Below are 24,022 nucleotides of genomic sequence, written 5' to 3' on the forward strand. Positions count from 1 at the left end.
TGCCAAAAGAATAATAGTGGCCGATTTAAATTGACTTTACTTTTTTGCCTTCTTTTCAGCTTGGCTGTAAAAAGTAGCGGTCACCCAAACCCCATGGCTATATTTACAGCAAACAAGGCGAAATACGCATTTGGCAACGAGTATGCTGCCCGTCTCAGCTACATTGGGGAAGTAAAACCCCCGACGACCACTAACACCCTTCAGGAGTTTTGTGCCTTGGACCAGCCCACCCTATACTCCGTCCAAGTCAATGAATCCAAGGTAATTTGGTACGATAAGCCTTTCAATGGCAACCAATTGCCTGCAAATACCCTTTTAAAAGCAAATACAACCTTTTATGCCGCACAAATCATAAACGGGGAGGAAAGCTCCCAACGTTTGGCCATAACCATTGCCTTGCTAGCCCCTACCACCCCAACAACGACAAAGAAAATACAAGTTTTTTCGGCGACGGAAAACCCAACTATTGCCGATTTAGAGGTCAACGAAACATATATTATTTGGTGCGACGCCCCAAAAGCTGGGGAACTCCTTGATTTTGATACGCCCTTGGAAAATGGAAAAAGCTACTATGCCGCACAGCTTGTCTCTAATTGCGAAAGTGTTGAAAGATTAATGGTAAAGGTAGAGGTCCAAGAAACATCGGATTTAAAACTTACCAAAACGGTAAATATTAAACACCCTATGATAGGGGAAAAAGTAGTATTGACCATAACGTTGGAGAACGATGGCACATCCAACTTTCAGAACATTAGCATTAAGGAACATCTAGACCGTGGGTTCAATTATGTAAATGCAAAAACCACCAAGGGTACCTACAATGCTAGCGACCAAGTTTGGACACTAAGCTCATTACCTGCCAAGGGAACAGCTGTATTAGATCTTGAAGTCGAGGCTATGCCATATGGAAATTATAACAGTATTTCAGCTATTGAAACCTCTATGCCACTTGACAGGAATTCTAAGAACAATAGTGCAGACATTACTTTGGAGCCATCGTGTATAAACATTTACAATGAATTTACCCCAAATGACGATGGTGACAACGACTACTTTAGAATTGATTGTATTGAAACATTTCCGGAATCGGAACTCCAAGTGTTCAATAGATATGGAGCCCTAGTATACCAAAAGAAGGCATACCAAAATGATTGGCGTGGTTTGGCCAATGTAAACGGTGTAGTGGGCAAAGGGGAGCCATTACCAACAGGAACCTACTTTTATATTCTTAAAACCGACAGTTTAAGCGATAACAAAACAGGTTGGCTATTTTTAAGAAAAGACTAATGCGCCTTATACTTCAAATTAAAAAATGAATATCCCCCAAAAATTAATCCTAGTGCTTATTACATTGTTTCTCCTTTTAGGCGGAGGAATAGCCATAGCACAGCAATTGCCGCAGTACACACAATATATGTACAACACCTCTACCATTAATCCTGCCTACGTTAACGAGAATAACCGTATGGACGCTACTTTAAGTTATCGGGCCCAATGGATCGGGATAGACGGAGCCCCGGAAACAAAAGCACTTACCGTTTCGGGAATCATCAATAACAAAATCGGATTAGGCATTAATATCTACAAAGACAACATTGGACCATCGACCGAGTTTAATTCCAATGCCGTTTTCTCCTATTATCTAAACCTAATCAAAAAGGTAAAAATGTCACTTGGCGTAAATGCAGGTATCGATTTTTTTGAGGTGGATTATTCTAAAGGCAGCTATTACGACCAAGATGATGTTCTGTTCAGTTATGACAATTATTACAACGCCCTTCCAGCCGTAGGTGCCGGTATATATATCTTTAATGACAACTGGTATGTTGGATTTTCAATTCCCAACGTGCTTTTAAATCAATCCAATGTAGTAAGCGACAAGAATTTGATCCACAGGGACAACCATATTTATTTTATAGGGGGCTATGTTATGGATATTTCCGCTTCCTTAAAATTAAAGCCTTCTATTTTGGTAAAGACCATAGACAATGCACCACCAACTATAGATGCCTCCCTGAACGTGTTATTCCTCCATAAATTTACGCTCGGAGCCTCTAGCAGACTTAAGGACAGTTATAGTGCCTTGGCAGGGTTTCAAATATCCAAGAATTTTTTTCTGGGCTATTCCTATGATTACAACATTTCGGATCTTGGCGATTACAATCAGGGGTCGCACGAAATAATATTGAAGTACTTAATGCCTAGATGGGGGCCAAATGCCCGTTCACCTAGATTTTTCTAAGCAAAGACCTATGAGAATAATCCTTACCATAGTCGCACTGTTCATAAGCAATATCCATCTGGCACAGTATTCCAGATCGGAAGCGAACGAGTATTTTCAAAATTTGAATTTTGCCAAAGCCATAAATATATACCAACAGCTTGAATCGAAAAAGAAAAAACCAAAGCCCTTTTTTGTGGAACGGCTGGCCGAAAGTTATTTTAGTATCACTGATTATAACAATGCTAGAATATGGTACGAAAAATTATATGACTTAAAAGAGAAAAAGGTAGATGAAGCCACCTTTATCAAGTATATACAAAGTCTTAAAGCTTGCCAGGAATACGTAGAGGCCAACATTTTAATTAAGGATTACTATAGCTACGATTCACAAAAACTGGCCACCATACGGCAGCAGGAAAAATATTTGGATAGCCTAATGGGGGAAGATCCCAAATACAACATAAGCAATGCCCAAATTAACTCGCCCCTGTCAGACTTTGCCCCTATGTACTATAAAGATGCCATTGTTTTTTCTTCGAGCAGGGCCCCGGAATTTTCGGAGGACGCCGAATATTCCTGGAACAATCAACCCTATCTATCTATTTTAATGGCCGATAGGGACACAACTACAGGACAACTTAACAATGTGAAGAAATTCCATAAGAACATCCAATCCTCTTTTCACGAAGGTACCCTTACCTATTCCCCAGATTATAAAACCGTCTATTTTACCCAAAACTATTTAAAGGGCAAGGACTTACAGGTTAACCCCAAAGGGTTTTCCAATATGCAGATCTTAAGGGGTGATGTAGTAGGAGATTCCATTGTAAGAGCTAATGCCTTAAAATTCAATAATCCCAAATACTCATTCGGACATCCTTTCTTAACCAAGGACGGGAAGCGACTTTTCTTTGTCTCCAATATGTTTGGAGGTTTTGGGGAAACAGATATTTATTATGTGGATATTGCCGAAGATGGAAAATTGGGACCGGCAACCAACCTAGGCCCTACCATTAATACCCCCGGAAGGGAAATGTTTCCCTATGTTGCAGGCCAACACCTGTATTTTGCTTCGGATAGCCATTTTGGACTGGGTGGACTCGATATTTTTAAGTCCAAAATGGAGCCGAATAACAGCTATGAAATTCCAAAAAACATGGGAATGCCCATCAATAGCAATATGGATGATTTTTCCCTTATTATAAATGATGTCGATCATACCGGTTACTTTTCTTCCAACAGGGTCAATGGTAAAGGCGACGATGACATTTATTCGTTTAGCAAAGTAGCCGAAATGATGCCATACAGGGGTAACATTTTGGACGAGGTTACCAAGGCCCCAATTCCAGAAGTTAAGGTAAAAGTGTATGATCAGGAAAAACAATTGGTCACGGAAACCACCACCGATGAACAAGGTAATTTTGAAGTTGCCCTATCCCCCGATACCAACCATATATTTGCCTTTTTTAAACTGGAATACAAACAAGAAATTAAGTCGGTCAATAATGCCAATACCCCAAACCTTATAAAGGATATCAACAACACCAGTTTAACTCCTTTTTCAAGTTTTATCGTTTACGAAGGTGGTGTTGAAAAAGTTAGGGCAAACCCTATATTCTTTAATCTAAACCGATTTAATATCACCTATAAGGCAGCAGAGGAATTGGACAAAATAGTAACCTTTATGAACGACTTCCCAAGCGTAAAAATAAAGATCGAGGCCCATACCGATTCCAGGGCATCGGATGCATTCAATTTGGAACTTTCCAACAACAGGGCCAAATCTACCCGAGATTACCTCATTTACATGGGGATAGATGCCTCAAGGATTGAGAGTGCCATCGGCTATGGTGAGTCGCGCTTGATCAATAATTGTGCTGATGGTGTTCCCTGTAGTATTGAAGATCATTTGGCCAATAGGCGTTGTGATTTCATAATTATCGGAAAATAATACAAAAGCAAAAGACCTATCAGCTACCCCTAACCCTAATTTGTTGCACAAACACTGGCCATAATACTTACAAACACTAGGCCTCCTTTGTCGTTGGTCTAAATTAGGGGTGCAATTAAACTTTTCTTATTAACTTGAAGCGTAATTTAATTTAAAATCAATTTTATAATGGAAATTTTGGGGACCCTATACGATGAAATCGTGGGATTTTTGGGAATTAGCCAGGCACTCGAGTTATTGCAAGCAGGGGATTATAGTGTTTTCACCACCTATGATGGTGTGGTTTCCCTAATATATCCTATTATTCCTTTGTTGTTGATATTGGAGTTTATACTAGGTCTGGTCTATAAAAAACCGAACACCAAGGTATACAAGGTAAACTTCCTTATCTATATCTTTAATAGGTTTATTGGCCGATTTATAGCCATAGCTATGGTGACCTTTATTATTGGCTGGTTACAACCCTATGCCCTATTCCAGACCAAAATGACCTGGTATTGGTTTATTTACGGTTACATAGTATGGGAATTTGGTCATTTCTTATACCATTATTGGGGGCACAAAGTGCGACTTTTTTGGTGTCTACACTCTACCCACCACGCTCCGGAACAAATGAATCTTTCGGTTTCCCATGCCCACTTCTTTCTAGAGGCGCCATATGCGGATGCTATTAGGACCACGGTATGTATCCTTTTGGGCGTAGAACCAGTTTTGCTCTTTTTAATCATGTTCATAGATGGCACCTATGGCGCATTTATACATGTAGGCGAAAACATTATGAAAGATGGTAGAATGGGCTTTATGAACAAGATCATATTAACACCCTCCCATCATAGGGTACATCATGCCAGAAATCCACTGTACATGGATACCAATTTCTGTAATTTGCTAAATATCTGGGACAAGGTTTTTGGGACCTATCAGGATGAACAACATGACATCCAAATTGAATATGGGATTACCCGTAAAATGGACAGTGGCAACTTTTTGGATGTTTATTTCGGTGAATTCGTGGCCTTGTTCAAAGATGTGGCCAAAGCGCCCGGACTAAAAAATAAACTCCTCTATATTATTATGCCTCCAGGATGGAGCCATACGGGGGAACACCAGACCTCAAAGTTGGTTCGAGGGGCCTACCTAAAAGAACAGCTAGCTAAGGAGTAAAGACCAAGGTAGCGATTACAATACAATGATCGCTGGCATAATTTTCACAGAAGACCTCATAATCCAATACCTGCCATTTTTCGGGCTTATTGTACATGATATGGTCAATACAAATACTGGGCCCGGTTGCCGGAAAAGTACCCTTCCAAGCATTAGGATGCCTGGGCTTTGAAAATTTTTCGGAAATAAGAGTTATGGGGGTGCTATTGGGCACTGCGTTAAGATCGCCCACCAATAAAGTGGGATATTCCGTATCCCCCAAATGGTCAACGATAGCCTTGGCCTGCATAACCCTATCGGTTTCATCCTTCAAGTGATCCAAATGGGTACCAACAAATTGAATGGTATTCCCATTTTTGGTTTTTATCCTAGTAGCCAAGGCTGCCCTAGGTTCAGAATCTGGCAAATGGGGCAAACCTATATTTTCACTGCCGATAAAACTAAATTTTGACAGTACTGCTTCTCCATACTCCCCACCATCATAATACATGGCACGGGCAAATAACGAGGCCATTTTTGTACGCATTCCCAATTCGGTGGGCAGATCGTAGTTTTTGGCCCTATTCGTTCTAAAATCCACCTCTTGCATGGCCACCAGATCGGGTTGGTAGTAATTAATTACACCCGCTATGGTATCCAAATTAAAGTCATTCTTGGTAGTAGCACCATGTAGGATGTTAAAACTCATTACCCTTAAGGTATCCGCTTGTGCCAGGCTAGAAAAGGAAGTGATTCCCACAAAAACGAAAAGAAGTAATTTTAAAATGCGTGATTTCATTTGCCAAATTAAAAATTAGGGCCGAAAGTATTTGATTCCCGACCCTTTTAAAACTTTTATATTAAATACCTGCTACGGCTTTTATCTCACCTATTATGCTATCTGCCAGGCCATCAGCTTCGTCCTGACTTTTGGCTTCCGTGTAGATGCGGATGATGGGCTCCGTATTGGACTTACGCAAGTGTACCCAATTCTCCGGAAAATCGATCTTTACACCATCAATGGTAGAAATTTCCTCGTTCTTATATTTCTCCGCCATGGCTACAAGGATTCCGTCCACGTCCAAGCCCGGCGTCAATTCAATTTTCTTTTTGCTCATAAAATAACTAGGGTAACTAGCTCTTAATTCGCTTACAGTACCACCCCTTTCTGCCATCAACATTAAAAATAAGGCCGTTCCCACCAGAGAGTCCCTGCCGTAATGACTTTCAGGATAAATAATACCTCCATTGCCCTCTCCGCCTATAATGGCCTTATTGGCCTTCATTTTGGTCACCACGTTTACTTCACCAACTGCAGCGGCTTCATATGTGCCCCCGTGTTTCTCTGAAATATCCCTTAAAGCTCTTGAAGATGAAAGATTGGAAACAGTATTTCCCTTTGTTTTCCCCAGTACATAGTCGGCACAGGCTACTAAAGTATATTCCTCCCCGAACATTTCCCCTTCATTGGTAATAAATGCCAAACGATCCACATCCGGATCTACAACGATTCCAAAATCGGCCTTTTCCTTTACTACTAATTCGCAGATATCCCCCAAATGTTCCTTAAGAGGTTCTGGGTTATGGGGAAAATGACCAGTAGGGTCACAGTACAGCTCCACTACCTCAACCCCCAATTCCTTTAATAGTTTAGGGATGGCAATACCACCGGTAGAATTTACCCCGTCTACCACTACTTTAAACTTGGCCGCACGTATAACATCCGCATCCACTAAAGAAAGGTCCAACACCTCATCAATATGGATATCGATATAGGAGTCATTCCTATTGACCGTTCCCAAATCATCTACCTCCGAGAAATTAAAGGCCTCCTTTTCTGCAATTTCCAATATTTTGGCACCTTGGGCCGCATCCAAAAATTCCCCTTTCTCATTTAGAAGTTTAAGGGCGTTCCATTGCTTTGGATTATGGCTGGCCGTAAGGATAATTCCGCCATCCGCCTTTTCCAAGGGAACCGCTATTTCTACGGTCGGTGTGGTGGACAAGTCCAAATCTACTACATCTATTCCCAGTCCTACAAGGGTTGACACTACCAAATTCTGGATCATTTCTCCGGAAAGTCGGGCATCACGGCCAATAACTACTGTTAGTTTTTCCTTTTTAGAGTATTCTTTTAACCAAACACCGTAAGCAGCCGCGAATTTAACTGCATCAATAGGTGTTAAATTATCCCCTGGCTCGCCACCAATAGTACCTCGTATTCCCGAAATAGATTTTATTAAAGTCATATTTTATTTGTAAATTTTTACAAATATAAAAGGTTAGGTTTAAATCCTATGCCGCTAAGTTGTAAATTCGAGGTTAATAAACTTCAACCGAGGTCAATGAATTTTTTAGCACATCTATATCTTTCTTTTGAAGACGAACAAATTACTATCGGAAATTTTATAGCAGACAGTATTCGGGGCAATAAATACAAACACCTACCAGAAAAAATACAAAAGGGAATTATACTTCATCGTGCTATAGATACTTATACGGACAAGCACCCCATTGTACGGCAGAGCACCAAACGCCTACATGAAAACTATAGTCATTACAGCGGTGTAATTGTCGACATTTTCTATGACCACTTTCTAGCCAAAAATTGGTCGGAATACGCCAATACCCCCTTGCCCCACTTTGTGGACAATTTTTATGATCTTTTGGAAAACAATTACGACATACTTCCCATAGGTGTAAAGCGCATGATGCCTTATATGATTGCGGACAATTGGATTTTGAATTATGCCAATATGGATGGAATATCGAGGGTTTTAAATGGAATGAATAGACGGACCCAAAATAAATCCAAAATGAATTACGCTATTTTGGACCTTGAGGAACACTATACCGACTTTGAAAAGGAGTTCACCTATTTTTTCGAAGAATTGATAGCATTTTCCAAGCAAAAATACCTGTCATTATAAGGAAAACAAAGTACTTGACTGTCAAAATCCAAAGGCAACCCAACACTACTTATTCTTCCAGAGTTGGTACCATTCAAATTGCGGTAGTGAGCCCATAGGCCTCAATATACCCATTTCTATTTTGACAATCCCTAGGTTAATATATTTTATATTTGTCGGAATTGCCGATTGGATTAATAGTAATCCATAATTTTCATTCTGATTATATCATATAATTTAAATTTAATGGGAATATGACTATCTTTTTGGAAAATTTATAGTCTATGATCCGTATTACTGGTTTCTTGCTTGGAATAATCTTATTTATCAATTGCAGGAACGTTCCCGCCCCTATTCCCACAGGATTAGTTACTGAAAAAGCAATGGTAGTCTCCGCTAGGGTAGAGGCTTCCAAAATAGGTTCTGACATCCTCCAAAAGGGAGGTAATGCCTTCGATGCCATGATTGCTACGGAACTGGCCTTGGCCGTGGCCTACCCCTATGCCGGAAATATAGGTGGAGGTGGATTTATGGTATACCGAAAAGCCAATGGCGAAATAGGCGGATTGGACTACCGTGAAAAGGCCCCTTTAGCGGCACATGCAGATATGTATTTGGATTCTTTGGGAAATGTAATCCCGGGCAAAAGTACCTTGGGAGCAACCGCAGTAGGAGTCCCCGGCACGGTGGCAGGCGTCATTGCAGTGCACGAAAAATTTGGTTCTCTCCCCCTTAAAGAAATCATGGCCCCTGTTATTGAGCTGGCTGAAAAAGGTTTGATCGTAACCAAAAAACAGGCCACAAGATTGGACCATTATCGCGAAATTTTTATTGAGGTGAATAGCGACACTACTCTTTTTGCTACGGTTTACAAGGAGGGCGATTCCATAAAATACCCCGCTTTGGCTAAGACCCTTCAAAAAATTTCAGAAGAGGGTAAAGATGGATTTTACAAAGGGGAAGTGGCAGAAAAATTGGCCAGTTTTATCCAAGCCAAAGGAGGCTATCTTACCATTGAAGATCTTGAAAAATATGAAGCCAAATGGAGATCCCCTATTGCGTTCAACTATAAGGATCTAAAAATTATATCGATGAGTCCTCCCAGCAGTGGAGGGTTTACGATCAATCAAATCTTTAAGATGATAGAACCCTATGACCTATCTTCCTACGGGCATAATTCCGTTAAATCCATTCAATTGTTTACGGAGGCTGCCCGAAGGGCCTATGCGGATAGAAACTATTTTCTGGGAGATCCGGATTTTGTGGAAATTCCCATAAACGAACTCTTGTCGGAACAATACTTACAAGAAAGAATGCAAAATTTCTCTTTTGACAAAGCTACCAAATCCTCGGAAGTAGCCCACGGGAACGTTCAAATTGTAGAAAGCGATCAAACCACCCACTACTCTATTGTGGATTCTTTTGGAAATGCTATTTCGGCCACAACGACTATTAATGGAGGCTATGGCTCCAAACTGTACTCGGATGAACTTGGCTTCTTTCTAAATAATGAAATGGACGATTTTAGTGCCAAACCAGGGGTTCCCAATATGTTCGGACTGGTGGGTGCAGAGGCCAATAGCATTGCTGCCGAAAAGCGCATGTTAAGCAGTATGACTCCTACCATTGTGGAAAAAAATGGAAAACTGTGGATGGTGGTAGGGACTCCTGGAGGATCTACTATAATCACAGCTGTAGCCCAGACCATTCTAAACTGTTACGAATTTAATATGAGTATGCAGGAGGCGGTTAATGCTCCCCGTTTTCACCATCAATGGTTGCCCGATGCCATCATTTTTGAACCGGAAGGATTTCAGCAAAGCCTAATTTCCGATCTAAAAAGTAAGGGCTACCTCATTAATGAAGAAAACACCCCGGTTATTGGTAAGGTAGATGCCATTAAGGTATTGCCCAGTGGAAAACTGGAGGGCGGTGCCGATAAACGAGGGGACGATACCGCAGTGGGGTATTAAGAAATCCGGGGTGAATGCCGCATTTACCAATATGCTACCCTATATTTACTCGATAATCAAGATTAAAATGCTTTATGGGCCTGCATTTGTCGGCCAGACAGACTTGCCACGAGGTATTTTACTTACCATCTAAAAAACAATAATAATTGCTAAAGAAAATAGGTAAAATATTACTGGGAACATTGGTGCTGTTGTTCGTAGGTGCAGCCATACTCTATGCTATTTACAACGAACCTCTACCGACGGGCACCAATAGCGAAACGGCCGATGCCCTGGCCCAGAAAATGTTGACAGCCCTCAATTATGACGCCTATAAGGAAACCCGTTTCCTGGAATGGTCCTTTGCCAATGAAAAACACCATTATCGTTGGGACAAGCAAGCCAATACAGTTAATGTACGGTGGAACGATGTTGAGGTTGATCTGGATTTAAATTCATCCTCAAGAAGTAGGGTTTCAAAAGCTAAGGCATCCATAGAGGGATCTGAAAAGCAAAAGCTTATTAAAAAAGCCACCTCTTTTTTCAACAACGACTCTTTTTGGCTGGTAGCTCCTTTTAAAGTTTTTGATCCCGGTACCGAAAGAAGTATAGTATCCCTAAAAGACGGCACCCAAGAATTATTGGTCACCTACACTAGTGGTGGTGACACTCCGGGCGATTCCTATTTATGGAAGTTACAGCCGAACGGTTTCCCCATCAGTTTTAAAATGTGGGTAAGTATTATCCCAATAGGTGGAATTGAAGCCAGTTGGGATGAATGGCAAGTTGTGGCAAGCGGTTCTTTTTTGCCCAGCCAACATACTCTTGGTCCAATTACTATGGATTTGGGGGACGTGAGGGGGTATCGCTGAAACAATAAACAATGAACAATTAGCAATGAACAATTAGCAATGAACAATTGTTAGTGATCAGTATTCAGTGAACAGTGAACAGTAATCAGTGGGCAGTTTCAGTGAACAGTGGTCAGTGAACAGTGGGTCAGTTTCTTCAGTTGAAAGTTATAAAGTTGAAGGTTCAAAAGGAGTAGTGAGAAGTGAGAATCTAGAGCCCAGAAACTACAGCTTGGATTTATGTTCAAAGTACAAAAAAAGTTGGCTATGGCAGTTTTCAGTGGACAGTTGCGTAATGAAAATTAATAATAGCGGCGCAGCCAAAAGTCCTTAACCGCAAAATAGTGGGCGGTGAACAGTGAACAGTAATCAGTGGTCAGAGGGCTGCCCGTCACTTCGAGCCCGCCAGCCGGTCGGGCAGGCCTGCCTACCGGCAGGTAGGTGATCCGATGAAGGAGGATTGTATCGAGAAGGGATTCAAGTGAACAGTCTTCAGTAGCTCAAACGATTTAAAGTTTAATGTTTAAAAGTTGAAAGTCGTCACTTCGAGTGATTTTATGAAGCGCAGCGCAATAAAATTGTATCGAGAAGTAGACGAACAACACCAAAGCAGTTCTCGATACTAAATGCCTATCGGCATTTCACTCGAACTGACGACAGAATCATGAACATAGAAATTCAAAAGTTTTCGACTCTGGTCGGTCTCTTTATTCTTTACTCTCTTTTCTATAGACTCTGCCTTTTGGCTAATGGCTATTGACTCTTTTATCATGACATATACCTTCCTTTAGTCTTATTCACCAACTAATGAAAAAAGCACCAACAGACCTTTGCAATTCTTATTGGTGACTTTTAGCTTATAAGGCTTTGGGTACCCCCTATTTAAATTCAGGCCAATACTCCTTTACTTTCTTTCTTAAAAAAGCTACGCTGCGCTCCAATTGGTCCATTCCGTCCACACCGTCTTCAATACTGATCCAGCCATCAAAACCAACCCTTTTCAATTCCTTGAAAATAGCATCATAATCATTCAGGCCCTTGCCAATTTCGCCGTGACTCAATCTTTTGGCATAGCCCATGGCACCACCTTCTTCCTTTCTTAAATCCTCTATCGTTCCTTCTTTTAGATAACGGTCACTGGCGTGCATGGTCACCACGCGATCGGACACCCGGTACAAGAGTTCCAAGGGGTCCTCCCCTGCCAAAAAGGTATTGCTAGGATCGTAATTGACCCCAAAATTGGGATGGTGTATACGATCTACCAACATGCAAAAAATGTCCATTTGCTGGGCAAATTCGGGATACTCCCAAAAATCGTCCTTGTAGTGGTTTTCCAAAATTAGGGTAACTCCCAACTTTTCCGCATGCGGAAGACACTCTTTTATGCAGTCCGCAGCAAAGCCAACACCTTCTTCTATGGTTAGTTCGGGACGACGTTGTCCGGACAGCACCCTACAATATGAACCGCCCAAGGCGTGGGTCATTTCTATCCACCCTATTTGTTTTTTAATTTCCTTTTCCCGAAAAGCGGCATCCGGATGGGTAAAATCCGGGGAACAACAGAGCATGGGTATTGTTTTTCCATGGCGCTCTACCTGCTCCCTAAAAATAGGCCAGTTGGATTTATCGGCCATTTCCAAAAATCCGGCATACCATTCCAAGCCGTCTACCTCTAGTTCAACCGCTAGGTCTATCCATTCGGAAACTTTCATGGTTCCATCCTTACATAGTTCATGCATAAATGCTTTGGGAAATACTGCTAATTGTGGCAAATCTTAATTCTTTTATCGTTATTAATTATTTCTTTTTATGGGAACCTTCCCAGTTTTTGGGGAGGTTACGCCCTATTATAGGAAACTGTTCCAGATCCATTACTTGGGAGCTTACAGGACCACATTCATCGGAGAGCCAATAGAGGCAGGCTGCTGCTATTTCCTCTGGGGTAAAAATGCGTTGGGCAGGAGCAAAAATGTCCGGTATGCCCTTATACCAATCGGCTTCCATACCCTGCTCCTTCTTGTTCAATATTTCTTTTTCAGTAAGTACCCAACCTGGATTGATCTGGTTTACACGTACACCATTCTCCCTAAACAAACTGTCCCCCAGGTTCCTTGTCATAGTCATTAATGCTCCTTTGGACATGCTATAAGCCAGTAGATCAGGTTCCCCGCCCCAAGCGTTAATGGAGCCTATATTCAGCACACAACCGCGAACAGCTGATAAATGCGGTAAGGCTGCCTGAATGATCATTAGAGGAGCAACGGAATTCACGGCCAACATACGCTTTATAAAAGGTACTTCTGTGCTTGTAATATTGGAGGAAGCAATATAGGCTGCATTGTTCACAACGGCGTTCAGCTTCCCAAATTTGGATATGGCTTCTTCAACCAATAATTGCGGGGCACTATCTTCCGTAATATCTATTGTAAGATGTGCAATAATATCCGCACCCAATTCCTCCACCAGTGCCAAGCCACGCTCCTCTTCCAAGCCGTTGACCAATACTTTGGCACCTTCCTGCACGCAACGCTTGGCTATGGCCTTACCTATACCGGTATAGCCTCCGGTTACTAAAACGACCTTATCTTTTAAACGCATAGGGATTAATTTGGTTTCAAAACACTTTTTACCACTTTACCGGAGTGCATTTGTTCAAAGGCCTCATGCCAATCCTTCAATTCCCACACCCCACCAATAATAGGCTTTACATCTAAGGTCCCTGAAGCCAATAGGGAAAGTACTTTTTCCCAAATGGGCCAGTTATGGCTAAAGCTGCCCTGAAGGGTAACATTTTTTTGTACTAAGGGATCCAAAGAGAAGTTAAGAGGTTGTGGCCCCCAGCCAACCTTGGTAATATGCCCATTGGGACGCACCAATTCCAAGGCGATCTTCAAGGTAGCACTGGCCCCAGCGGCATCTATAACACAATCCGCTCCCAGACCATCCTGTTTATTGGCCCAGGCACTTGCATCTCCCACAATGCCCTCGCAGCCATATTGCCTAGCTATATCCAATCTTCCCCTATCGGCCTCCAATCCAACAATGGCGACTTCGGCACCACATAACCGCGCCATGGCGGCACATAGGATTCCTATGGTTCCCGGGCCCAAAACAACGACCCTATCCCCTGGTTTAATTTTAGAGTTTACTACCACTGCACTATAAGCAACGGAACAAGGCTCTGTTAAACAGGCCTGTTCAAATGGCAGGTTTTCAGGTACCGCATGTAGACATCTGGCAGGCACCTTAACAAAGCGCGTCATGGCTCCGTTTACACCATAGCCAAAACCTTTCCTAGTCGGGTCCAGATTGTACAAGCCTTGTCTTGTAAGTGGGCTATTTGGATCTATCACAGCAGCGGTCTCACTGACTACCCTATCTCCTTCCTTCCATCCGCTTACCCTACTTCCCAATGCTGCAATATGTCCGCCAAACTCGTGCCCAAGGACCACTGGGTAATTTACATGCCAACTATGGTCGGCAGTCCATTGATGCAGATCACTTCCACAAACCCCAACATTGGCCACTTCCAATAACACATCATCCTCCCCGATCGTCGGTTTTTCTATTTCTCGAATTTCTACACTTCCTTGTTTGGAAGAGAAATTTACTACTCCTATTGAACTCATTTGTATAATTCTTTTTATTAGGTAATTACTGTTGATTAGCGAGTTACTTCCCCGTACGCATGGATTTTTTCGCAGATAAGTCGCAATGAACTTTCAAGGTCGCCATCGGCCGTCTTAAAGGAATCGGCATCTATGGTCAACGGGGCTCCTAGAACAACCATGGGCGCCCCGTATTCTGGACAGCGTATGGCCTGTTCCAAAGTCAGTCCGCCAACGGCCTGTACCGGCACCTTGACGGCATTGACTACCTCTTTCAATTGGTCCATGGGGCTGGGCATTTTTAAGCCTTGGGCAGCAATGCCACGGCGCTCGTCATAACCTATGTGGTGAATAATATAATCGCACCCAAGGTCCTCCAACCATTTGGCCCCTTCTACCATATCCGGACAACCCAAATTATCGCCCATTACCTTTACCCCGTAATCTTTGCCCGCCTGCACTACCACCTTTATTGTTTCCGCATGTGCCCTGGCCATAACCACTACATGGGTAGCACCTGCCTTCGCCATCATTTCGGCCTCCAAATACCCACCGTCCATCGTCTTAAGATCTGCTACTATAGGGATATTGGGAAAGGCCTCCCTTAATTTTCGAACTCCATGCAATCCTTCAGCCAAGATAAGAGGGGTACCGGCTTCCAGCCAGTCCACCCCGGCGCGTAAGGCCATGGATGCAGTTTCTAAAGCTTCGTCAATATTGGTAAGGTCAAGGGAAATCTGTACGATTGGTTTCATAATTGGTCAATAATTTTTTAATTGATTTTGTTGTATTATTTGATTTTATGTTAGCTGTTTTAAATTCAAAATGCTGATAAAACGATAAAAAAAGCATTGATTATTTAGGGCAACATCAAGAATCCAAAGATAAAGAATCACAATACATAAAATTTATCAATTATAAATCCAATATTACCCTTTTATGATTTACCCACCATTGTAATGCCACAACCAATAATAAATATAGCCTGTGGTTGCCAATGCCATTTTTGTCTTTTATATTCTTGGAAGAACTACTATTATTGCAAAAGATAAATTTTAAATAATACTAATTTAATACCGAATAAAGGCAAATAGGCCAATTTTGCTACCTTTTAATGTCAAGAGCTCAGTTGTCCCGTTGGAGGTTCAAGCCATTCAAAACATAACATCCAAAATCATATTTATCCAATTAATTACAGAATGACCTTAGTTTTAAATAGACCTTCAAAATTACTTTTTGCCATTATTTTCTGCAGTATCACAGGATTCTTAGTTGGCCAGGAAAATTCCGAGTCACCTAAAGACTCTTTGCCCTTAAACGCCTTGGAGGAGGTAGTGGTTACGGCAAACAGATACGGATCCATACAACATAAGACCCCGGAAGCCATTGAGGTGGTCAACAACAACTCCATACAAAGATTTCAATTACGTACTGCTCCCGAAGCACTGCAATTGGCAACAGGGGTGTTTGTTCAAAAAACCAACCATGGCGGAGGATCGCCCTTTATAAGGGGGTTAACAGGGAATCAAACCTTACTGCTTTATGACGGTATCCGCCTTAATAATGCCACGGTAAGATCGGGACCCAACCAGTATTTTAATACCATTGATGTGTTCAGCGTGGGCAAAATGGAAGTTTTACGTGGAAGCGGTTCTGTACAATATGGTTCCGATGCCATAGGAGGAACCATCCAAGCCTTGAGCAAAAAGGTGGAAACCGCCGAAAAACCGGTTTGGGGTACAGATCTTTTTACCCGATTTGTGACCCAGAACATGGAACAGACGGCCAATGCAGCCTTAAAATACGGGGACAAACGAGTGGCCTTTAGGGCCAATGCCACTTGGCGAAATTTCGGAGACCTTATAGGTGGTGATACCACAGGACAACAGATTCCGACCGGCTACCGAGAATTGGATTTTGACCTCAAGGGAAAAATATTGCTGTCGGACCGTTCCAGCCTCACCACAGTGTACCAACGTGTGCATCAAAAAGATGTTCCCGTCTACCACAAGGTAGCCTTGGAGGATTATGCCATAAATAAGATGGACCCGCAAAAAAGGGAACTGGCCTACCTTAGACTCCACCAGGACTTAGGAAACAATATCGTTAAAACCGCGGTGGTCACCACTTCCTACCAACATCATGAAGAAGGTAGGATATTGCAAAAAAATGGCTCCACTTCACTGCGAACCGAAAATGATAAGGTGAGGACCTTTGGATTTTCGGCCGAAACATTTTCGAGCCATGGAAAAATATGGTCCGCTAATAGCGGGGTCGAGATCTATAACGACAAGGTAAGAAGTAGTCGCACGGATAAGGATCTGACCAGCAGCAACGAAACGGCCAATCGTGGATTATATCCAGACGGGGCCACCATGACCAGTATTGCCGCTTTCAGCATGCATACCCTAAGCATGGAGCAATGGGACATTACAGCAGGATTGCGGTTCAATACCTTTATCAACAAAGTGACCGATTCGATCTTGGGTGCCACCAAACTTACACCCTCGGCCTTGGTTGGAAATCTGGGGGTGCAGCGAAGACTGAATGAAACATCCAATGTCTTTGCTTCGGTAAATACAGGCTTTAGGGCTCCGAATATCAATGATCTTGGATCCTTGGGCATAGTAGATTTTAGGTACGAAACACCCAATTTCGATCTAAAACCGGAACATTCCCTACAATATCAACTGGGCTACAAATTTCGCAATCGTGCCGTAAAGGCCGAAGTATTTTTATATCGTAATGAATTGTACGATTTAATTGTACGGAACAGAATAGCTGTCGACAGTATTGAGGGCTATCCCGTTTATCAAAAGAAAAATGTGGAACGCGGCTTTATCCAAGGGGCCGAAATGGGCTTGGATCTAAGCCTGAATCCGAATTGGAACCTATCAGGAAATATGACCTATACCTATGGTCAAAACAAAACCAGTGATGAACCGGCTCGCCGAATCCCGCCTTTATTTGGTCGATTGGCCACCTCCTACACATTCAAAAATTGGAATCTTAGTGCAGATTGGCTCTTGGCAGGCAAACAGGACCGTTTGGCGTCTGGGGATGTAGACGACAATAGAATCCCTGATGGTGGTACGCGCGGTTGGAACGTACTTAATATTCATGGCAGTTATTCCATTAATTACATTACCATAGCTGTTGGACTACAGAATATCTTCAATGAGGATTATAGATATCATGGCTCTGGAGTCAATGGTTATGGGAGGTCTGGAGTGTTATCTGTAAGTGCGAGTTTGTAGTGGTGATTTTTGAGTTTTAAATCAAGAACGGAATAAGAAAAGCTCCTTCCCTTGGGCTTGTTCAGAGCGGAGTCGAAGTATAAGGGAAGGTGGATTCTCCGACCATAGGAGGAGAAGACGGAAGGGATTGAAAACCTAAGATATGGGGTACTACAAAATATAGGGAGTGAATACAGAAATACACCCCTACCTCCCGCGGAAAACCCACCCCTAACCCCTCCCAAGAGGGGAATTGTTAGGAACCAAAACTCATGGACAGGAGAAGGAGCTCATAGTTATTTCCACTTTAAAGTGGTCAACCTATATCAGGGACGTAGACCACTGTCAACTGTCAACTGCCCACTGATTACTGCCCACTGTTCACTGCCCACTGTTTACTGATTACTGATTACTGTTTACTGTTCATCATCCGTCTTGTTCTCATAATGGTTTACCCTTGCCTCGTCTTCATTGTCCATTGGGGGACCCTGTTCTATTTTGCGCCAATCGATAGTTTTATTGTACTTCTGCATGGAGAGTTCCGCGTTGTACATACGTTCATCATGGCGTTCCAAAGTATAGGGTGTAAAGTCGGGCTCCGAGGTGAAAAAATCCTGAAGCAAGGATGCCGTAACATCGAATTGATTTACATAGGGAACATTCAAAATATTGTACATAGTCTTTAACAGGGCACCAAAATTGGCATGGGTGTTGGAAACATAGCCTTTTTTCACATAAGGCCCCGCCATCATAAGAATGGACCTATGGGCATCCACGTGATCTACACCACCTTGGGGATCGTCCTCCGTAATGATGACCAGCATATTCTTCCAGTATTTGGTCCTGGACAGAAAATGCAAAACCCTACCTACTGCCAAGTCATTATCTACCATAAAGGATTGTGGGTAAGGATAACCATCTTCTGGACGTATTCCTGCCCCGTGATCGTTGGGCAACATCATGGTCACCAATTGCGGCATTTCTTCCTCCCCTTCTATCCATTTCTCTGTAAACTCCCTTTCAAACTGATCCATTCGGTATTGATCGGGAATATTCATATTGTACCCGGCAAAGTCGTGGCTGGTCCTTGTAAACAAAGCCTTTTGCATGGGCACCATCACCCCATGGGCAGCGCCTGTATTGGTATCGTACCATTCTTCGCGCACATGTGCCGTTTCATTGGCCTGTCCAAAATTGTAGAAGGAAACCTTTTCCCTATCCAAAGCTTCCCAAAGTCCGCCAATCTCCGCATAATCCTCAGGATCTACACTTCCAATTGTTCCAGGGTGCCGACGCCCCGGAGCGTCCGAGAATATTTTGGCCGTCTTGCTCACACTGGCATTCGCCTCTACCCATTCGTTGGGAATAACACCCACTAGCCAATGATGGCCGTGCACCGAGGCATCACTATCGCAATAGTAATTGTCCGAATAGGCAAATTGCTTTGCGGCCTTATGGTGGTTGGGTGAAATGCGCAGGTTGGGGAATTGTGCCTGAACGGAATCCGGCAAGGTATAGGTATTATTAACGCCATATCGGGCCAAAGTACTATCGCCCTTTCCTGTTTTAAGCTGTCCAAAAACCTCATCGTAGGTCCTGTTCTCCTTGGTAATATACACCACGTGTTTAATTGGACTCTGGCGCAACTTTGGCAAGGGAGGCAAAGGATTGGTACCATCATCGGTTATGGTGCTTTCCCTGAAGGTATTGTCGATAGATATTTTGGTGTACTCGGCAAGTTTTTCATCGGTTGGCATAGGGACCCTTTGAAAGCTCCCCAATTGAATATCCCCAATGTAATCGCCCTGTGGGGGTTCTACAAAGTCCTTCCCGCCATTGGGTCCGGCCCCAAGACCTCTACAGGTAATAATATAAATATTCTTTTCATCCTTGGACAATTCCACCCTGGTAGGCCCCCAGCCACTGGGAATAAGCCCCTTGGTGGTTTGGGAGGGAATGTCTATGACGGCCACCGCATTGAATCCCAATAAGGCCACATATAATGTTTTTTCAGCTTTGTCCATGGTGATACCAAAGGGCAGCAGACCACGGTATTTGTCGATTCGTGGATCCACCTTAATGGGAATATGCCCTACAATTTCCTGACTTAAATGATCAATGATGGTGATATTGTCGTTGGTGGCATTGGTTATATAGGCAAATTGTTTCCCAACGGCAATGGAATTGGGACTTGCGCCACCAACCACTTCGGCATCCTCCACGGTCTGTCCTATTTGATGTCCCGTTTTAAATTTTTTGATCACCTTATTATTGTCCAGGTCAATGGTAAAGACACTCATGGCATCCGGATGCAACGGACTCCCCAAGCCTGGGATCTTTCGTCCTTCCACTTCGGTACCCTCTATGGATTCCTTGGTATTGTCCCCATAGGGGTGATGGGAAATCATTAAGGAATCGTAATTGGCCGGAGTGGCGCCCTCTATCAAAGGATAGGAATACACCCCGACATTGGCTACAAAGGCCTGCTTTTTATCGGGACTGATGGCCAAGCCAAAAGGCTGTCTTCCTACATTGACGCTCCCCTTTATTTTTTTGGTATCCAGATCGATACGCACCAGTCTAAAATTGCCCCGATCCAGCACCAACAGTTCGTTCTCGTCCTCATTGATCCTCAGATCGGAAGTAAAACTATCCTGATAATCCTTCCCGTCAACCATACCGTTCAAGGAGATGGAATCCACTTTTACAAGATTCTCCACATCATACTGTATAACAGCTCCCGTATCTCCCCCACTTAAATAAACCGTTTTGGAATCCTGAGCAAATTCAACCCCCAAAAAAGAACCCTTGGCCAACGGTGACGGTATACTGCCGTCATAGCTGGGAATCCTGACCGACTCCAAGGAGGCGACGTCAATTACTGTAAAGACCCCATTGTGCAGGGTAACCGCCTTGCTCCCATCAGGAGAAACGGCCATCCCAAAAGGATCATGTGTAATCCGCAATTTATCCCCTACTGGTGTCACATACCTCCCACTGGCCAAAATGGATATTCCATTTTCATCAATAATACTGTACTGATCTTTACCGGGTACCTGTAAAATGGAGATACTGTTTTGGCGTGAATTACAGGCAATAAAAACGAGTGTTAAAAGGAGGATAATTAGCCGATTCATTAGGTTGAATTTAAGGTGTAAATAGATATTTTAAATATTAAAAAATAATATTACGCATTTTTGGCCAAAGGGATAGGGTCTTAACCATAATTTTACATTATGTTAAAATAATTTAATTGAAGTAAAAGTGACAAATGGCCAAAATGGTATTCAAACTCAATCTCAGCTTAATTGATATAGCCATAAATAGGTGCTATAAAGTTACCGTTCAAAAAAGGTTTTGGATCTATTTGACTTTGCAGAACAACCCCCTTGTATTCGGACTCCATCAACATAAAAGCAGCCTGAACCATGGGTGCCGCCGTGGTGGTCTGTATGGCCCTTAGTCTGTGTATCCCTACTTTTTGCGGGAATATCAGCTTGGAGACCTCACTCCTTCTAAGCACCCCGTGCGTATCCTTGCCTTCCACAGCGGCATATAGTACAATTTGGTCGTTTTCGATATGGGGAATTTCACTTTCCATTTTCTCCTGAAGGGTCTTAATAGAGGCATCCACATTTTTAAAACCTGCAAGCTGTTGTTGCACCCAGGCGTAGTGCCCGGGATATCTCAAGGTCTTATAATCCAGGTCTCGCACCTTGCCCGCTAGGGCGTCCGGAAGATCGGCGGCCCCACCTGAAGTAAGGTCTTCTTCATAGGTCCTACCATCTATAATAATCGTTGCCCTTTCGGAGAGGGATTTAAGAGGTACTTTTTTGTAATTACGGACTGCTTCCGCATCCTTTACATATTCGGTGGCAACCCCCACGGGACTCCAGGTAAATCCGTAATAATGTGGTGCTACGGCATGGTCCGTTAAGGCCCCCACCTTAAACTGCAGCTTATCTACCTTGTCTACCTTATGCTTAATGCAAAATTCCTGAAAGAGATGGTGCGCCAACAGATTAATATACCCTGGAGCCAGTCCGGATTGGAGCACAAAACCGGTTTCGGCATTTTTTGCCAATGCTATTATTTCATTGGTCTCCGCCACATATTCGGTGAGGTTTACATAGTGCATTTTAAAATCTTTGGCATAGCTCGCCATTTTGGGGGCCAAGCTACCGGGCAGACAATCCAGCAGCACATCGCCCTGCGTAAAAATATCCTCCATTTCTTGGGTCAGGCCCGATTCGGAAAGCCAAAACGCCTTTGCCACCCCTGGGTTGGTTGTACCCTCCCCTATCCAATGGGCCACCTTTTCCGCCCTTTCCAGCGTGCGATTGCCAATGAATATTTTTAGAGGAACATTTCCCCAATCCGCCATTATCAATCCAACGGCCTGGGCAATACCCCCAGCACCGGCAATAACCATGTTATACGACATAAATAATAAGCTTAATATGTTATAAGAAAGATAGCATTTTTTATCCAGATTTCTGCTGATACTTGGATATAGTATCATGCCGTTTAAGGCCCTTCCAAATAACTATCGGGACTAGCCCCCGGCAAAAGGACCCCTCCCGATAGTTAACGGGAGAGAAGTCGCACATATTGGTAATAGTTACCCACCCCTAGCCCCTCCCAAGAGGGGAATATGTTAGTTGCCCAGAATCTAGACTCTAGCGTCAATTCGAGTGAAATGGCGTTAGCCATTTTGTATCGAGAACTGGTTAAGTGCACGTCGTCTACTTCTCGATACAATCCTCCTTTGTCGGATCACCCGCCTTGACGGTCGGGTAAACTCGAAGTGACGGCTTTGAACTTTGAACTTTATAACATTGAACATTAAACTGAACACCATAGTCTAGTCTCCTGACTCTAGGTTCTCATTTCTCACTACTGACCACTGCCAACTGATTACTGTTTACTGCTAATTGTTCACTGTAAATTGTTTCAACCACTGATTACTGTTTACTGTTCACTGAACACTCTTCAAATAGCTGCTATATTTTCGCAAACCCTGATTCACCATGGAAACGGCTCCTTTACTTGTCATGGTTGCTCCGGTTAACCCGTCAATAAAATGTCCGTCATCATTGGCTTTTTCAATTGCTTTTTGCAATGTGAATGTATCTTCCTCTAAGTTAATTTTAACGCCTAGGAACTGATCCTCAAAGGTATTCTGGACCATAGCCGCACCATAACCTTCAGATTCCCCTTTATGCTCAAAGGCTATGTTCTTTATTTCCAGGGTCTTTTTATCCAACAGTACCTTTGCCCAAATGGCTCCACCAAAACCAACACCCTGTACGGGCAGAACAACCAGGTCCGTTCCCTTCACTTCAAATATGGGCAATGAAGCAGCTTGGCCGCGTGTCGCCAACTTTTTGTACAGGTCGCCTGCCCTATCAGTATCTATGGTAGTAATAGTGTTGCCCGATAAATCGAGCTCCTTAAAAATTATTAGGTCCTGAATGTCCGTCGTGTCCGTAAAATCGGGTGTTACAAAGGTTGCAATCTCCTTTATACTTTCCGATAAAGCGGGAGTGGCTTTGGTTTCCTGTTTTACGGTTTCAGTTTTTTGCTCCGTTTGCTTTGGATTTTCCTTGCAGTTCCACCCCAGTACAACCAAGATCATCAAAAGTATTTTTATTTTCTCCATATTCATTTTTATTTAAAAAGTTCCAAATTGCCCAAAATGCTATTTTTCGAAGGTAATACGAAGGCATAATTCCTGAAATGATTTTGGTCAGTCCCATATATCAAGATGCTAGACGCTAGATTAGTTCGAGTGAAATGGCGTTAGCCATTTTGTATCGAGAACCGGTTAAGTGCACGTCGTCTACTTCTCTGTCGGAATGACGAACAAAAAGGCTCCTTCCCTTGGTTAAGGGAAGGTGGATTATCCGCCATTTGGCGGAGGAGACGGAAGGGATTGAAAGCCCAGGTCTAAGATTAAGAATCTTTGATAGGGGATGGTTAAAACCCACCCCTAGCCCCTCCCAAGAGGGGAACATGGTCATTTCTAATTATTGATTTTTATGCAGGAATGCCCCCCCTTCCTTGGAAAAACCCGCCCCTAACTCCGCCAAAAGACCGGGCAGGAAAGGGGGAGGGAATTTGACAGTTACCCAAATTCGAGACGCTA

17 protein-coding genes are annotated in these 24,022 nt (G+C 43.0%); 8 read left to right on the forward strand and 9 right to left on the reverse strand.

Annotated features, from left to right (window positions below; genetic code table 11):
- The first annotated feature begins 93 nt into the window (after positions 1-93).
- The 4 genes from MWU84_RS05090 (at position 94) to MWU84_RS05105 (ending at position 5,339) form a co-directional block, all read left to right on the forward strand.
- Positions 94-1,287: a gliding motility-associated C-terminal domain-containing protein gene (locus tag MWU84_RS05090; protein WP_246899003.1), complete on the forward strand. Its 1,194-nt coding sequence runs from the start codon at positions 94-96 to the stop codon at positions 1,285-1,287.
- A gap of 52 nt (positions 1,288-1,339) precedes the next feature.
- Complete coding sequence (locus MWU84_RS05095) at positions 1,340-2,242, forward strand: type IX secretion system membrane protein PorP/SprF (protein ID WP_246899005.1); 903 nt, start codon at positions 1,340-1,342, stop codon at positions 2,240-2,242.
- A gap of 10 nt (positions 2,243-2,252) precedes the next feature.
- Positions 2,253-4,175: an OmpA family protein gene (locus MWU84_RS05100; protein ID WP_246899007.1), complete on the forward strand. Its 1,923-nt coding sequence runs from the start codon at positions 2,253-2,255 to the stop codon at positions 4,173-4,175.
- Between the two features lie 168 nt (positions 4,176-4,343).
- Entirely contained in the window at positions 4,344-5,339 is a 996-nt protein-coding gene (locus MWU84_RS05105; RefSeq protein ID WP_246899009.1) for a sterol desaturase family protein, read from the forward strand.
- On the opposite strand, the gene MWU84_RS05110 is transcribed toward MWU84_RS05105, so the two are convergent.
- Positions 5,329-6,117 carry an endonuclease/exonuclease/phosphatase family protein gene (locus MWU84_RS05110; protein ID WP_246899011.1) on the reverse strand — a complete coding sequence of 263 codons (789 nt, stop codon included), beginning with the start codon at positions 6,115-6,117 and terminating at the stop codon, positions 5,329-5,331. The two genes, MWU84_RS05105 and MWU84_RS05110, sit on opposite strands and share 11 nt — an antisense overlap.
- Positions 6,118-6,178: 61 nt before the next feature.
- The gene (gene glmM, locus MWU84_RS05115; protein ID WP_246899013.1) at positions 6,179-7,567 is read right to left on the reverse strand and encodes a phosphoglucosamine mutase; all 1,389 of its coding nucleotides are present in this window, start codon (positions 7,565-7,567) and stop codon (positions 6,179-6,181) included.
- 96 nt (positions 7,568-7,663) lie between these two features.
- Here glmM and MWU84_RS05120 point away from each other — a divergent pair, with 96 nt between their 5' ends.
- The 3 genes from MWU84_RS05120 to MWU84_RS05130 all read left to right on the forward strand — a co-directional run bounded on the left by MWU84_RS05120 (position 7,664) and on the right by MWU84_RS05130 (position 11,051).
- Entirely contained in the window at positions 7,664-8,248 is a 585-nt protein-coding gene (locus tag MWU84_RS05120; protein ID WP_246899015.1) for an acyl carrier protein phosphodiesterase, read from the forward strand.
- A 263-nt stretch (positions 8,249-8,511) separates the two neighbouring features.
- Positions 8,512-10,200: a gamma-glutamyltransferase gene (gene ggt / locus MWU84_RS05125; protein WP_246899018.1), complete on the forward strand. Its 1,689-nt coding sequence runs from the start codon at positions 8,512-8,514 to the stop codon at positions 10,198-10,200.
- Between the two features lie 146 nt (positions 10,201-10,346).
- Complete coding sequence (locus MWU84_RS05130; RefSeq protein WP_246899020.1) at positions 10,347-11,051, forward strand: hypothetical protein; 705 nt, start codon at positions 10,347-10,349, stop codon at positions 11,049-11,051.
- Positions 11,052-11,908: 857 nt separating this feature from the next.
- Here the strand turns inward: MWU84_RS05130 and MWU84_RS05135 are convergent.
- The 4 genes from MWU84_RS05135 to MWU84_RS05150 are packed head-to-tail and all read right to left on the reverse strand — an operon-like array spanning position 11,909 to position 15,393.
- Positions 11,909-12,802 (reverse strand): sugar phosphate isomerase/epimerase family protein, encoded by an 894-nt coding sequence (locus MWU84_RS05135; protein ID WP_246899022.1) that lies wholly within the window; start codon positions 12,800-12,802, stop codon positions 11,909-11,911.
- A gap of 25 nt (positions 12,803-12,827) precedes the next feature.
- Positions 12,828-13,628, reverse strand: coding sequence for an SDR family oxidoreductase (locus tag MWU84_RS05140; RefSeq protein ID WP_246899025.1), 801 nt, complete (start codon positions 13,626-13,628; stop codon positions 12,828-12,830).
- Positions 13,629-13,633: 5 nt separating this feature from the next.
- Complete coding sequence (locus MWU84_RS05145) at positions 13,634-14,659, reverse strand: zinc-binding dehydrogenase (protein WP_246899027.1); 1,026 nt, start codon at positions 14,657-14,659, stop codon at positions 13,634-13,636.
- Between the two features lie 35 nt (positions 14,660-14,694).
- Entirely contained in the window at positions 14,695-15,393 is a 699-nt protein-coding gene (locus MWU84_RS05150; protein ID WP_246899029.1) for an orotidine 5'-phosphate decarboxylase / HUMPS family protein, read from the reverse strand.
- A 444-nt stretch (positions 15,394-15,837) separates the two neighbouring features.
- Here MWU84_RS05150 and MWU84_RS05155 point away from each other — a divergent pair, with 444 nt between their 5' ends.
- A complete protein-coding gene (locus tag MWU84_RS05155) occupies positions 15,838-17,895 on the forward strand; it encodes a TonB-dependent receptor (protein WP_246899031.1) in 2,058 nt (685 codons plus the stop codon).
- Positions 17,896-18,290: 395 nt separating this feature from the next.
- On the opposite strand, the gene MWU84_RS05160 is transcribed toward MWU84_RS05155, so the two are convergent.
- From MWU84_RS05160 to MWU84_RS05170, 3 genes are all read right to left on the reverse strand, one after another.
- On the reverse strand, positions 18,291-21,011 hold the full coding sequence (locus MWU84_RS05160) for a bifunctional YncE family protein/alkaline phosphatase family protein (RefSeq protein ID WP_246899033.1): 2,721 nt from the start codon (positions 21,009-21,011) through the stop codon (positions 18,291-18,293).
- A 167-nt stretch (positions 21,012-21,178) separates the two neighbouring features.
- Positions 21,179-22,318 (reverse strand): saccharopine dehydrogenase C-terminal domain-containing protein, encoded by a 1,140-nt coding sequence (locus tag MWU84_RS05165; RefSeq protein WP_246899034.1) that lies wholly within the window; start codon positions 22,316-22,318, stop codon positions 21,179-21,181.
- 534 nt (positions 22,319-22,852) lie between these two features.
- Positions 22,853-23,536 carry an FMN-binding protein gene (locus MWU84_RS05170; protein WP_246899036.1) on the reverse strand — a complete coding sequence of 228 codons (684 nt, stop codon included), beginning with the start codon at positions 23,534-23,536 and terminating at the stop codon, positions 22,853-22,855.
- Positions 23,537-24,022 lie beyond the last annotated feature (486 nt).

This window comes from Arenibacter sp. F20364 (assembly GCF_023015905.1).
In the GTDB taxonomy this organism is placed as follows: Bacteria; Bacteroidota; Bacteroidia; order Flavobacteriales; family Flavobacteriaceae; genus Arenibacter.